Source organism: Metabacillus idriensis (genome assembly GCF_009674765.1).
In the GTDB taxonomy this organism is placed as follows: Bacteria; Bacillota; Bacilli; order Bacillales; family Bacillaceae; genus Bacillus_P; species Bacillus_P idriensis.
In genome coordinates this window covers 17,597-31,232 of sequence record NZ_WKKF01000014.1, presented here as the reverse complement: position 1 = coordinate 31,232, position 13,636 = coordinate 17,597, and the positions used below count along the sequence as shown (strand labels likewise).

General features: G+C 36.8%; 14 protein-coding genes. 1 reads left to right on the top strand and 13 read right to left on the bottom strand.

Going from position 1 to position 13,636, the window contains the following annotated elements:
• Positions 1-38: 38 nt before the first annotated feature.
• The 9 genes from GJU41_RS21860 to GJU41_RS21820 form a co-directional block, all read right to left on the bottom strand.
• The gene (locus GJU41_RS21860; RefSeq protein WP_154319573.1) at positions 39-1,715 is read right to left on the bottom strand and encodes an AlwI family type II restriction endonuclease; all 1,677 of its coding nucleotides are present in this window, start codon (positions 1,713-1,715) and stop codon (positions 39-41) included.
• A gap of 14 nt (positions 1,716-1,729) precedes the next feature.
• On the bottom strand, positions 1,730-3,676 hold the full coding sequence (locus GJU41_RS21855; RefSeq protein WP_224771484.1) for a Dam family site-specific DNA-(adenine-N6)-methyltransferase: 1,947 nt from the start codon (positions 3,674-3,676) through the stop codon (positions 1,730-1,732).
• Positions 3,673-4,239: a site-specific integrase gene (locus GJU41_RS21850; protein WP_154319572.1), complete on the bottom strand. Its 567-nt coding sequence runs from the start codon at positions 4,237-4,239 to the stop codon at positions 3,673-3,675. The genes GJU41_RS21855 and GJU41_RS21850 overlap by 4 nt, the downstream gene beginning before the upstream one ends.
• 540 nt (positions 4,240-4,779) lie before the next feature.
• Positions 4,780-5,826 carry a hypothetical protein gene (locus GJU41_RS21845; RefSeq protein WP_170292882.1) on the bottom strand — a complete coding sequence of 349 codons (1,047 nt, stop codon included), beginning with the start codon at positions 5,824-5,826 and terminating at the stop codon, positions 4,780-4,782.
• 324 nt (positions 5,827-6,150) lie between these two features.
• Positions 6,151-6,822 (bottom strand): hypothetical protein, encoded by a 672-nt coding sequence (locus GJU41_RS21840; protein ID WP_154319571.1) that lies wholly within the window; start codon positions 6,820-6,822, stop codon positions 6,151-6,153.
• Between the two features lie 91 nt (positions 6,823-6,913).
• Positions 6,914-7,084: a hypothetical protein gene (locus tag GJU41_RS21835; protein WP_154319570.1), complete on the bottom strand. Its 171-nt coding sequence runs from the start codon at positions 7,082-7,084 to the stop codon at positions 6,914-6,916.
• Between the two features lie 61 nt (positions 7,085-7,145).
• Positions 7,146-7,796, bottom strand: a complete 651-nt coding sequence (locus GJU41_RS21830) for an ImmA/IrrE family metallo-endopeptidase (RefSeq protein WP_154319569.1) — start codon at positions 7,794-7,796, stop codon at positions 7,146-7,148.
• A gap of 3 nt (positions 7,797-7,799) precedes the next feature.
• Positions 7,800-8,132 (bottom strand): helix-turn-helix domain-containing protein, encoded by a 333-nt coding sequence (locus tag GJU41_RS21825; protein WP_154319568.1) that lies wholly within the window; start codon positions 8,130-8,132, stop codon positions 7,800-7,802.
• Positions 8,133-8,310: 178 nt separating this feature from the next.
• On the bottom strand, positions 8,311-8,859 hold the full coding sequence (locus tag GJU41_RS21820) for a hypothetical protein (RefSeq protein ID WP_191559216.1): 549 nt from the start codon (positions 8,857-8,859) through the stop codon (positions 8,311-8,313).
• 326 nt (positions 8,860-9,185) lie between these two features.
• Here GJU41_RS21820 and GJU41_RS21815 point away from each other — a divergent pair, with 326 nt between their 5' ends.
• Positions 9,186-9,515: a YolD-like family protein gene (locus GJU41_RS21815; RefSeq protein ID WP_224771485.1), complete on the top strand. Its 330-nt coding sequence runs from the start codon at positions 9,186-9,188 to the stop codon at positions 9,513-9,515.
• A gap of 122 nt (positions 9,516-9,637) precedes the next feature.
• Here the strand turns inward: GJU41_RS21815 and GJU41_RS21810 are convergent, their stop codons facing one another.
• From GJU41_RS21810 to GJU41_RS21795, 4 genes are all read right to left on the bottom strand, one after another.
• Positions 9,638-9,910: an AbrB/MazE/SpoVT family DNA-binding domain-containing protein gene (locus GJU41_RS21810; protein WP_154319566.1), complete on the bottom strand. Its 273-nt coding sequence runs from the start codon at positions 9,908-9,910 to the stop codon at positions 9,638-9,640.
• 17 nt (positions 9,911-9,927) lie between these two features.
• Positions 9,928-10,467 (bottom strand): hypothetical protein, encoded by a 540-nt coding sequence (locus GJU41_RS21805; RefSeq protein WP_154319565.1) that lies wholly within the window; start codon positions 10,465-10,467, stop codon positions 9,928-9,930.
• 14 nt (positions 10,468-10,481) lie between these two features.
• Positions 10,482-11,519, bottom strand: coding sequence for a bifunctional lytic transglycosylase/C40 family peptidase (locus GJU41_RS21800; RefSeq protein ID WP_154319564.1), 1,038 nt, complete (start codon positions 11,517-11,519; stop codon positions 10,482-10,484).
• 93 nt (positions 11,520-11,612) lie between these two features.
• Complete coding sequence (locus GJU41_RS21795) at positions 11,613-13,625, bottom strand: CD3337/EF1877 family mobilome membrane protein (RefSeq protein WP_154319563.1); 2,013 nt, start codon at positions 13,623-13,625, stop codon at positions 11,613-11,615.
• Positions 13,626-13,636: the final 11 nt, after the last annotated feature.

The window sequence follows — 13,636 nt, the reverse complement described above, 5'->3', positions numbered from 1 at the left end:
AAAAACCAATGCTTTTAAAAACATTGGTTTCTATCTCATCAAGATATTATTTTGTTTATATTTCTTTGTATTTCGGTTCTCATGATATTTTTCCACGAAGGAGCCGGTTCATTGCTAAACTGTAATAAATGAACTAACAAGTTTCTTAAATATGTAGGACCCTCGCTAAATTTACCACTCGTAAAAAGTGCTTCAAAGATATCAGTGAAATCTGCCAATGTAATCGGAACAATTCTAAGAGCTAGCGATGAATCATCGGATCGATACCAAATACCAATTCTAAAGGTTTCTGCCGTATTTGTATCAATACTATTTGCAATGAATAAACCATACACCATTTTTCCTTGGGCCGCGTAGTAATCAACGTAATTCGCCACATGTCTTCGCACCGGTTCCCCTTCCATCGCCTCTTGTCGTGAAGAAGCAGAGAGTGTCACCTCCGCAACGAACACAAAATCATCAAATTCAAATATCATATCAGCATCTCCACCAGCTGCATGCCTTACTGGTTTAAAGCTGCGGTCTACTTTAAATTTCCTTGCTTCCCATGGCAAATTTTCTAATGAATTGATTGCCAAGAAGGATCTCCAAATAGCCCATTCTAGATAAGCTGGTCCTTCTCCGCTAGGAATTAGTTGATTATTTCTCCTAGCTGAATTAGATTGCTGCAATGCTTTTAGATAAGCCAAAATATCTTCCCATTGAAACTGTTGTTCAGCAGCATACCTCTTCTCTAAAACATGTATCCATTGGTTTTCTAACTGTATACGTAACAAAGAAAGGTCCTGTACAGCCATCCTCTCTAAATCAGGTAAAGGTGGTATTGCTTCCCCGTTATCTATTAGAAGCTGGTATAAATTCAAAATAGCATGTATTGCTTCATTTTCATTATCAGTCGGTAAGGATGCTCCAATAGCCAGTTTGCTCTCATAATCCTCATCAGATATCGCTACAAACGCTTTATTTAATATCTGTGTGATGATAGTCATTTTATGGGTTGCAAAACTTAATTTTGAAACCCCTTCTTCAGCAAATAATCCCGTCAATTTCAAATATCTCATATTTACATCTGCATAATCTCTCAAACTATCAGCATTCGCCCCAGTATTATTATTCTGAGCTGCCTGTTCTCTGAATGAACTATCAAAACGTTTAACAGACCCCATAGCATCCAAACGACCTTTTCTATACTCGATGATTTTTTCTACAACATCATCGATCGTATCCATATCATAATTTAAAATCACGATGGACGCCATTTCATTTTTAGAAATTACTGGTTCAGCACCTTTTTTCCCTAAGCGATCAATCGTTTCAAGTACCATCCTAAGAGGATTAAATGGCTTTTCCGAATTAGCATAACTAAATTTATGTAACGGAGAAGGAATTTGTTGAATTAACAAAGCTCTCAAAAAACATTCCTCTTCTTCCGGTAAAGAATTAGAATGAATCAGTCTCCTCCCATTCTCAGTGACAGTATGTGTATCGTTGGATATGAAACCTAATCGAATTAAATTTATTCTCCATTTTCTTGAAATTGTATTATCCGTGTTGCTACGCAGAGCGATAATGCCCTGCTCATTAAGTACTTTTGCCATTCCAGCTTCATTTTTCTTGCTAAAGTCCCCATGGAACTCGGAATTTACAAGTACTTCTAAACCATCTTTTAAGCGTTGTGGGTTACGGACCCCATTATCTGCAATTAACCATGCCAAAAAACTCTTCCCCCTTAATAACCAACAAACAAGTACTCTTGTACTTTATTGTTGTTATCGGTTATTTTGTGCTTTTGGTTACCAAAAGAGTATCTATGATCAACAGAAATAACATCTACATTTTTCTTGTGTTTGGCTAACAAAGCTAGCATTTCATCTTTTGTTGGTAGTGAATTAGATGAATAGGAGACTATCAGCACACTATCTTTATGCTTTTTAAATAACAAATCAAATGCATCATGAGCACCCTTTCTTGAACTAAAAGGGGTGGGGTAATTTTTGAATTTTTTTGTTTTAGTGTGCTCCTGAATTTCTACACCTTTCCAATCTCTGGCTAAACCTTCGACAAAGTGATATCTCCTAACATATTCATTATCAGAATGAGGGCTATAGTAAGGCGGATCAATATACACCACATCCGATTTATGATTAAAGGTTAGGGCATCACCATGACGTGATTTGTTAACTTTGTTGTTATCAAATACTGCATTATTAAAAATCGAAATGGCTTCCATAAAATGATCGGAAAGAGTCATCTGAAGGTCTTTGCGTCCGTCATTATACTTATCTAAGCCAACAAACGTAAAGATGCCTCTTGGCCGTCTTTTCATGCAAGCACGTACCAATGCTGATAAAGCAAGTGCCTCTTTTGTTTTATTTCTTAACTTAGGGACATTATTTCTAATCATATCAATGAATGTATTATCATCCTCATTAAAGTAAATCCCATCAAAAGTCTCCGAAACAAAATTATTCGTATGATTTGTTGGAGTAATTAATTTTAAAATATCTAAATCACTTAACCGAATATTATTATTTTCAATCAACGCTTTACCGAACAAAGAGGAAAACTTCATATAATCATTTGTTAGTACTTGTTTACCCTGAGCTTTAAACATGTACGAAACAATCCCACTACCAGCAAATAAATCAGTTACCGATTCAAAGTCAAAGTGTGATGCCACTGCCCAAATGTTATCGATTAAGTCTTTCTTGCTGCCCATATATCGGGTTGATGGATACAATTTAATTTGATCAGGTAAAACCACTTTATCAGGTACAATTGTAATGTTTTTTTTGGGTAGGACCTTAACCAAAACGTCCTCTCCCGTTCTTTTAGCTGCATTTTTATTTATATTTCTTCTTGTTTGATGAACACTAATCTCAAATTCTTCGTATAATTCATGAACCAATGGATGGTTGGAATTCGTAAGTAGAACATGACAACCTAATTCTTGTAGCCGTTTTACTTCCTCTGCCAGCTGAATATGATCTTCTTCATAAAATTGTTCCTTAGTATACCGTTTAAAATCGGAATATTGACTGATTGGTAAGTAAGGTGGGTCTAAAAAGATAAAGTCTCCTGGTTCTGCACATTCCCTTAAAACTGTCTTATAGTCGCCATGAATAATTGTAGCATCCTTTAACATCTTACTTACTTCTAATAAATTAACTTCATCACAAATCCTAGGATTAGTGTAATTTCCAAATGGAACATTAAACTGTCCTTTCCGATTTACTCGATATAAGCCATTAAAGCATGTCCGATTCAAGTAAATAGTTCTAGCAGCTCTTTCCACATTCGTCATGTTTTCAGTGTTTTTCGCTCGCAATGCAAGAAAAAAATCCTTCTCATTTGGATATACCTTTAACAGTGCTATAACATCATGAACATTGTCAGCCACTGTTTTATAGAGATTAATCAACTCTTCATTAAGGTCCGCAATTACAGCTTGTCCTGGCTTTAATGAAAAGAAATAGGCACCTCCACCAAAAAAAGGCTCGATATACTTATTAAATGTTTTCGGAGCATTGTTATGTAGAAGGTCTAGCATTTGGGTTTTCCCGCCGGCCCATTTTAATATTGGCTTTGCATTTCTTAACGTTTTCTTGTCAGGTAGTAAATCTAAGTTCATGTTGTTCATTCCTTCTTTGATTTTTACAGCTTTATCGATTTTCATAAGGCAAAGTCATCCAATGCCTGATCGATCATATCATCATTAATTCCTATATACTTCAATGTAATGGATGGTGATGAATGTCCAAAAATTTTTTGAAGCATCGCTGCATCTTTAGTTTTTTGATAAAAGTGATAGCCAAATGTTTTTCTTAGAGTATGGGTTCCAATCGAATCTGTAATCCCCACTTCTTTAGCAGCATCCGTAATAATCTTCCATGCTTGCACCCTACTAATTGGTTGATTACCTTTTCTAGATGGAAAAAGATAATCCGAGTCAGCCATATTTTTGATGTATTTTTCAATTTCTGCTTTTAAAACCACTGTCATTTTAATTTTCCTGATCTTCTTAGTTTTCTTCTCTCGGACTTTAAGATAATCCAGATATCTAACATCTAAAACCCTCAAATTAATAATATCGCTTATCCTTAAACCCGAATTTATACCAAAAACGAACAGAAAATAATTACGATAAGATTGATGTAATAGCACTTCTTTCATCTCACTAATTTTGTCTCTATCTCGAATTGGTTCAACAGTATTAGCCCCAATTTTCCTTACATTCATACAGGGTTTCACTCCTATTGGAATTCATTTTACGTTAGATTAAATTTAACACAAAATAGCAATATGTTATATTCATTTTTAATAATATCACAAAAACGACAAAAAACCCTTTAAATGAAAGGGTTTTAACATAAAGGTATGAATTTAACATAATATCTATTTTGTTAGATTCGTATTAGTGAGAGAAATGATCTTAATTAAAGATCAGCAATGATTTTTGCATTCTCAAATAGAATACTGTTTTTAGTGAATGGATCGAAATTTAGTAAAAAAGACTTTAAACAAAATCCTTCATGTTGCTTTAGAAAAATGTTTGATCAAATTGAAACTAATAATAACCTTGATAAACGAACAAAAAAGAGCGTGTTTTGAAAGAAAGATTGATCAAAATTCGCTCTTAATATATTTTATTGAAGCTAATTTTATAAAAAAGTTTGATCATTTCTATGATTCTTATTCCATGAAAGCGCCCGATTGTTGTAAATCGTAATTCAATAAGGGCCAATTAGTGGGATTTTCTCAACAATTCCTTAGTTGTTTTTACTTGTATGGATGATCAAGGATGCTTAGTGTTCTTCTTTTTTCATCTTCCTCCATAATTAACTTATAAGTAACATTATCAATATCCGAAAAGTTCATATTCTGTTTAAATCCCTTTTCCGAATTAAGCCAAATACAATTCATTAGCCTATCAAATGTTGCTTCACAACTTCGTCTTGGACAACGCCCCAATGTAGATTCAAAAAAACTTGTGTGATATGAATAATGATGAGTATGAATAAACTCGTTCCACGATTCAATTACAGTATCCTCATCTCGAATATCAATTATTTCAATTTCTTCGAGCTTTCTATCATTGATTGAGCCCCATGCCTTTTTCATCATAGTAATTGCTTCAACATCGCTCTTTGGTGCACTATAGCCAAAGATTGTGATCATATACGCTTGTTCTAAAGCATTACTTAAAGACTTCCATGATTTTTTAATAGCAACATCACTGCTATAATCCTTCTTTTTAACTGGATATAACAGCTTCATTGGTTTAAGTGGCTCTCCACATTTACAAGGCATCCCAACATTCCCCATAACATTATCTTTTTCACAAAAACCAACAGCCACATTTCCATGTAGAAAAGCAACATTAGGAATATTTTTTGTATAGCGTTGAGCACGTGCGATAGCTTGAACTAGAAGTGGGTCCCAATTAAATGTTGCAATTATATCCTTATCCGTAAGACTCATAACCAAAAAATCATAAATAGTTGGATTATCTGGCAACTTATAACCACTCATATATTCTTGAATGACTTCTTCTAATTCAGATTTCACTTCGAAACATTTAGGATCTTCTTCACTACGTTCATCCAATTCCATATAAATATCTTCAAGATTATTAGATATCGTTTGAATAGATACTTTCTCGATTATATTTGAAAGCCCTAGTTTTTCTACAAATCCACTCATTGCAGATATTTTCTTTCCGGTTTTGTCCCCATTTGGGATAGTTGCACAACTTGCTCCTGCTCCTAAAATTACCACATGAGGTCTTTGTTTCATAGAGCGTTCATATTTATGATAATTATCCACATTAATATCTCCCATCATACTGAAATTTTTTCCTTCTCCTTATTTGTCAACTTCTTTAATTTTACAATTAAACGCTCTTCTATAGTTCTTTTTTAAGCTGTCCTTCTTTGTTAGTTTAATTGTAAGCCCTCTACAATCTGTTCCTTTAATTGAAAACAAAAGATGAAGTTTTAGTGTCAAAAAAATATCCTATATTAATACAGGGTTTTATCAATTTTTTTTATACATTATCGAACTTTATTTCAAATCAACAATACTTGCATCCAACAATACTTCAAGCTCACAAAGAAAAACTCTCGTTTCACACAACGAGAGTTTTTTTCTTTATTGTAAACCTTGCGTATGTTGGTATCTTACTGTAAACAAAGGATCGTTTTGATAGGCGAATGTGACCGCCTTACGATTTACGTTTGGCATTTCATAGAAAATTTCACTTATTTCTGCTCCGTTCAAATCAATACCCTTTGTTTCGTTTGGATCTGGTTCTGCAAATCTTGGAAGAACCACAGTTACTTCAACTCGTCCACCTTGTACAATACCTAAACCATCAAATGGAACTCGGATTTGGAAATCATAACTGTCTGGAAGACCTATAGCAGCTAATGGAAAAATCTTATATTCATAAGATAATTCGTAAGTATTCACAGCACCTGCGATGGTAACAAGTGGTGTCTTTTTAAGAATGGAGAGTAAGAGCAGTTTAGCTGCATCTTCTAATGTCCCACTCGGGTTTCCGTTTAAAGCTTGCGTTTGAATATCATCAGTTCCAGATAATAAGGTGCTTGCTTTAAACGGTGTCACTTCAAGATTTTGGAGCTTCAGTAGATCTAATATTCCTGGTGTTACATTCACTCCACTTGGTACATAATAATCTTCTGTAATAGGCTCGTCCGTTTGAATCGTTGTTTTAACGGTTACAGTATCAAAAGCGTTGTTGTTAAATCGAGAGGTTCCGTTCACAAAAACCATGACATCTTGAATCTTAATGTTAGCCATATTGGTTCATTCCTTTTTTTATATATTTTTGTTATCATGGAAATACTGTTTTTTATATAAAAGTTTTAATTAAGTAGGACGTTGCCGCGTCCTACTTTTCTTTTTGAACACCTTTAAAAGGAGCCGAACTACTCGTTTTTTGGTCCATAAAACGACCAGTTGTTGCATCTCGCTTAATAAAATTACCGTTCGGTCCTTTGAACTGACTTCTTGATTTGACTGCACCAATTCGGCCATTTCCTGCACTTCCGTTCTTCGCCACCGCTTTCACCTCCTTTCAAATATTGAGTTGATTATCAACTCAATATTATACTTAAAAAAATTTAAAACTGAAATTCTATCTGTCCTGATGCCTCTTCCTTAGACGAGTAAATAATTTTGTCTTTTATGTATAACAAGTTCAATTGCTCTAACCTGTATTTTAACGCTGATATAGAAACGCACAGTTTCTCTCTCAATGCGTATAAATCTCTCCATTCTATTTTTCCATTCTCCTTCATGCTATTAATAGTCTCAATCATGACTGGCTTAGGCATTAGGATACATGCGGCAAACAGATCTGCTTGATATTCAACAGGTGGTTTTATAGACTTACTACGACAATAAAATATCTTTTTATTTGAAAACAGATCAAGACATAGTTGAGATTCATCTATTGCATGAAGAACCCAGTGACCTAGTTCATGTGCAAACGTAAAGTGCATCGTTCCTATTTTTTCTTCGAAAATCTCTTTCTGACTTTCGTTCATTATGATCTTTTTTTCTGAAGGAATGATTGCTGCCATAACTGTTTCATTAGGGCTATAATGATCAATATCCTCCCAATCGATAATCAACTCATAATGAAATTCGATTATTTCTTCAATTGGTATGGGAAAGCATGATTCAACATTATCTAAATCGATCCCGTAATCAATCAATATCTGCTGGGTAAGACTCTCCATTTCTTCTGGAGAAATATATGATTTTATCAAATATTAATCCTCCTCATTGATGATCTTTTTTATCTCTTCCCATTGTTTGTTTGAAAGTTTAGAAGCACTACGAAGAAAAACGGGAACATTTTTATTTTCTGTAATTACTTTTTGAAAATCAGTAGGTACTTTTTTTGCTGCTATCAAAAGTTCATTAGCATCTTTATTGAATACATCAGCGATTTTAATAATTTTATCTTCAGCTGGTGGTTCCATTGATCCGTTTTCAATTTTGCTAATATACGTAAAATCTATGCCTATTAAATCTGCTAACTTTCTTTGTGTAATCCTGTATTCCTTACGCAAATTTTTTAGCAACTGTCCGAACTCACTCATCTCAGTCACCCTTTCTATACTAAGAATACACCAATGTTGATTTTTATGTCAATATTTTATTCTAAACAATATACCTTATGAATTAAACAATTCTACTTAAAAGAACATTTCATTTAGAAAATAAAAAGCCCCCTCAAGGGGCTTGGTGTCTTTAAAAATTTAACAGTTCATCTCAAAGTCATTCAGTGTCTTCATATTTTCTTTTTAAATAATTTAAAGTACTTTCATCAAGATCAGGCTGATTGTTAAGGGCGGTTATTATTTCTTCTGCTTTACTATCAGTTAATCCGAAAATTGTATCACCCGGACGTGGTCTTATATCTAAGTCTAATTCTTTAAGCGATATACCTAATTTGGGAGATATCACCCATTCTAAGTCAACTGAATAAGGCCATCTACCATCCGTTATATTAAGTTCAGATACAACTTTGGTAAGCCCAATTATTTTTTTTTCAGGGGAAGTTACATATATAAACATATATTGTCCAGGAGAAAGTTGTTCTGCTACAGTTCTTCGATTTTTAGGAAATCCAGCTTTAGGATTTTCAATCTGACCAAAAATCCCCGGGTAGACCAACTTAATCATATAATCAGATATTATATTTCGTTGCCACTCACGCTTTTCCTTTTCTTCCTCTTTAACAACAAGGAGCGTTAATTCCTTAACTTTATTTTTTAACTCATTTACCTCTACTTCCAATAATTCAATTCTTTTCTCCTGACTCATAAATACATCCCCTTCCTTTATTGTGAAATTATCATATATCACAAGTGAACACTAAGTCAAGTGATTACTTGCATAAGTGTTCACTTGATAAAAGAATAATAAATTTTATATGCTGGATAAATAATTGCTCCAGGATCCTTCTCAATGTTAGACAGAAAACACCAATAAATTGCTCACTTCCCTTCCACATTTTTCTCTCCTAAAAAAATCACAAAGGTTCTTAATCCTTTTATCACAACCAAGACAGCATTAAATCACCATTGCAGTAAGAACGTACATTCCCATATAATGATTTAAAGAGTTAAAAATGATTGGAGGGATTAACATTGATACGTAACCGAAGAAACATTAAGTGGACGGCGATGATGCTGCCAGAACATGTGAAGGAACTAAGAGCCTTTTATTTGGCTCAAACAAAGAAAGAGAAACCTGAACTGGATGAACAGCGCCTCTCCCTTATGGAAGAGACAATCAGTGAAGCGATGGGAGAAAACTTGGAGTTATGTTTTACGTATTTTCAAAGTGATGATTTTCACTTGTATATTGGTAAAGTGCATTATATAGATACATATCGAAAAGAATTGAGAATAGTGGACTTTCATGAGGAGACTTTCCGTTTAAAACTCGAAAACCTGGTAGACGTTAGAATTCACTAACCACGATGAAAGGGTAATGGACCTCTTCATTGAGTATTAAGATTCAAAAATCCTTATTTTATGGATTTTTGTGGCCACAAAAAAATCGCTCTTTATAAAAGAACGATCGGTTACTTCTTTTGTCATTTAGCTTCTTCTAGTTCCCGAAGCAGGATTTCTGCGCCTTTAGGACTCAACACAAATTTCCCATCACCATACGTTCTGTTTTCGTTGGTTATCTCACCGGTAATCGCACACGCATTATGGGCCATATATTTTTGGAGAATGATTTTATCATCATCTACAAAAATCTCTATTGCGTCCTTAATTTCAATCTCCAGGACTCTTCTTAACTCAATGGGAATAACAATTCTCCCCAGCTCGTCTACCTTCCTTACAACACCTGTACTTTTCATGCTAATATCTTCCTTCCTTAGGACGTGGGGCGTCCGGTTAATTCTCCGACAAATTCTACATCATTGATCTTCCAGCCTTGCTCTTTCACATAAATAAGAGACGTTTTGACAATCACCGTTTCTGTATTCGATACATTATTATACTCGGTCGAAAGCTTGAATTCATTAAAGAACTCCGCTTCCGTCTTCGATGACTGATATTCAAACGGCTTCAGCCCGACCATGGTTGATTTGACGGATTGCTTGGATTGCGGTGGTTTCGTTCCTGAAGGATGAGTCGCTTTAAATCCACGATCGGTCATTAAGGGACGAATCTTTTGATAGCGTTCAGCCGTAGTTTCATAAGTGAAAAACGCTTCAAGGAACGACCGATTTTTAGATAGTGCCTCGGTTTGTTGAACAGAGGTTAAGGATTTAATTTCTTCTTCATAATGACGCTGATTCGACCTGACTTCCTGCAGCTGGGAGCGTAAGCTGAAAACGTACATGATAATGATCACCGCTGCAATAAAAGCACCCATAAGCATAATGTAATTTTTCTTTTGGCTGGGTTCCATGATTTTCACCTCCACTACTGAATCCTTCTAAACCCTAAGAAAGGATAAATATTTTTCCACTCTTGAACGGACGAATAAGAAGTGCCGTTACTTCCGTTCGCATTAATGAATTGACCATCTCCTACATACATACCGACGTGAGAAGCTCCTGGTTTATAGGTGGAGAAAAAGACTAAATCTCCCGGTTTTATTTGATCTTCAGGAACAGGAATGGTTTTATCGTATTGAGATTGCGCTGTTCCATACATATCTACGCCAACCTGAGCAAAAGCATATTCGAGTAACCCTGAACAATCAAATCCGCCGGCTGCTGGCGTTCGACCTCCCCATACGTAAGGGCGGCCAAGAAATTCTTTCATAATGTGATGAACTTCCTCTACATCAAATGACTGGCTTCCATCCCCCACGACAACCTTCCCGCCATTTCCGCCCTCATAATAGCGAAGGACGTGTTCGACATAGTGGACGTCTCCATACCGGGACCATCCGTTTTTGACAGCCATCATCTCACTAAAATCAATAGCGACTTCCTTTGAATACCCTCCCCGTTCTAAGGCATAGCCGATAAATCCATTCCCAAAATTATAAGACTGCAGAGCTAGGTGAATATCTCCTTTGGCTTGTTTCATCACATCCGCAAAATACTTCACCCCTATCTGAATGGAGTATTCAGGATCGGTAATAGCCCCGGGTGGTAACCCGATTGATTCAGAACTCTGCATCACATCTAAATGTCGGCCGCCACTTTCTTGTTGGATCAGAGCCATGATCAGCCCGACATATTCGCCAATCCCATTTTCCTCTGCATATTTTCGAATGAGGGGTTCATATCGAAGGACTTCAGCCGATACCTCTGCTGTTCCTCCTGCTCCTTCTCCTGAAAGCCCGGAGTCAAATTGATTTTCTCCGCCGAGACTAATTGAGATGAATAAAGCAATGCCGAAAATGGATAGGAGGAGAAGAAGGATCCCTGCAATCACCCACGTAAGAGGGTTTTTCAGAATGGCCACGGTTTTAACAACTTTTGCACCTTTCTTCAAAACGCCTTGCATAGGCTCTCCTTTCTAAAAGCCATTCTGACGCAACAAGACAAAGAGTTAACCACAAAACAAAAGTTAACTGCGTCAGAAGGCTTCTCTCCCACATCATTTTTGTCGGTTCGTTTGCTCATTCTTGGACTTCCTACTTTCTGATCGTTTGACCGTCTCACCAGAAGTATTTGCATTCCTTTTTTTGATTTGCTGCTCAGCTTCCCATTGAGTGATGTGTTTGTCTGGGTCTCTCGATGCCGCCACCTCTTTTTGACTTTCCATTCGTCCTGCCGGGTTACGGTGAGGGGAAGGTTGCTGAGTCGTACTTCCGTTTTTTTGTTGCTGGATTGGTTTAGATTCCTTATTCGTTCCTCCCTCTGACTTTGTTGAGCCAGGATTACGAGCCTCTGAAACGGATCGTTGGGAGGAAGGTGTTCGAGCAGCCTGCACTTTCTCCTCATTTTTGTTGGGTCCTTCACTTTTTTGCTTTTTGTAATCATTTAAATTTACAATCGCAGCTCCTGCATTTCGTGAAGCTGATCGAGGGGTCTCCGTTCCTGTAGCCGCTAAATCGCTTTTCATCCCTTTTTTAGTCTGTTGTTCTGAATTTTTTTCACTTCCTAATTTGTTCTCTCCGACTGCTTTACGGTGCTCTGACCGTTCACCACTAGCTCCGGCCGCATTCGTCGAAACTTTCCGGCCAGCTCCCTCTAAACCAGATTGAAATTCGTCCATACGCTTTTTCTGTTTATGGTTTTGATGGGCTTTACCTACCATCCGTTTAGCCCCCTTCATTCCTCTTTCGCCAGCATCCCCCAATCGATTCAGGGTATTTGTGGTTGTTCTTTCCACCACTTGCTGACCTTGAACCATACCAGCTGAAGCGACTTCAAAAATTTCCGTACGATATTTGAACAAGCCCCAAATGGTAATGCAAATCAGAAAGACCACAAACGCATATCCTTCTACACCGTTCGTGACTTTAACCGATTCATAAAGGAGAGTAACCAGTCCCGTGATTACCGCAATTAAGAGAACGAGCCCTGCCTTCATAAGCAGTACACCCACAATCTTTTTCCCATGATTCAATGCACTTTCACTGTAAGCTGGGATGAGAGAAAGAATGAGTGGAATGGCCGTAAAAATGACCAAAGCTAAAAACCAGACTTGAAGCAAAAACTTAAAAACACCTAATAACAAAACCGGAATGGCCAAAGCAATGGTGGAAATAATTGTGATAATGAGATAGCCAAACCGTTCTCCACTGAATTCCGGTGACATTTGCTTGTTGTCAAAATTGGATACTTCATCACTTACTATCCTTTTTCTTTGTTCTTTTCCCTCGTCTGAGTATGGTTTAATGACCAATAGATTATCTACTCGATTGGGATCCTCCTTAATGATGTCAGCTTCTTTCGTGGAACCATAGTTTAAAAGCAGATACGGACGTTTGACCATAAGGTTGAACAGTTTGTTTTCAAGCAAGGCAATGCCCTCTTTAGGGTTATAAGCCTCATTACTGTCAAACTCGTCCGAACTGATAAGAACATTTGCTGAGCTGGCGATGCCTTCAAGTTCAGCCCCTCTATCATTGAGCCATTTGATATTCCCTGTCGCATCGGAGTAAAACCAAAAGGTCAGGACCGTGATAGCCAATGCTCCAAGGATGGCTTTTACTGCATGACCGACCTGCTGATTGACGAAATAACGCCACGCAGCAGCTCCACCCACAAAGATGACAAACAACGAGAGGAACGTACCGGACATAATCTCATAAATCCGTTCACTCATAATTCCGGCTTCGCTTGCAATGCTGCTGATTAAATCAAATGACATGAGTTGATTGGTCGAATAAAGAGTAAAGCTGGCAAGGGTTTTATTGAATCCCCACATCCCTTGATTAATGGCGTGCAAGGCATTATCCGCAGCATCTTTAAATCCGTCCCCGATGTTCGCTTCCATCTTGTAATGATCGAGAGGATATTCTTTGCTTTCCAGAGTCACACGACCAACGGTCTCCTCTTTTTTCTGAACAGTCGGGGAAGAATCTTCGGCCAGTGTAGCTGCTGGCATGAGAAGAAAAAGCAGTGCTATACCTAAACCGATCCCCCGTTTTAGGAAGTTCATCCAATTCCTCC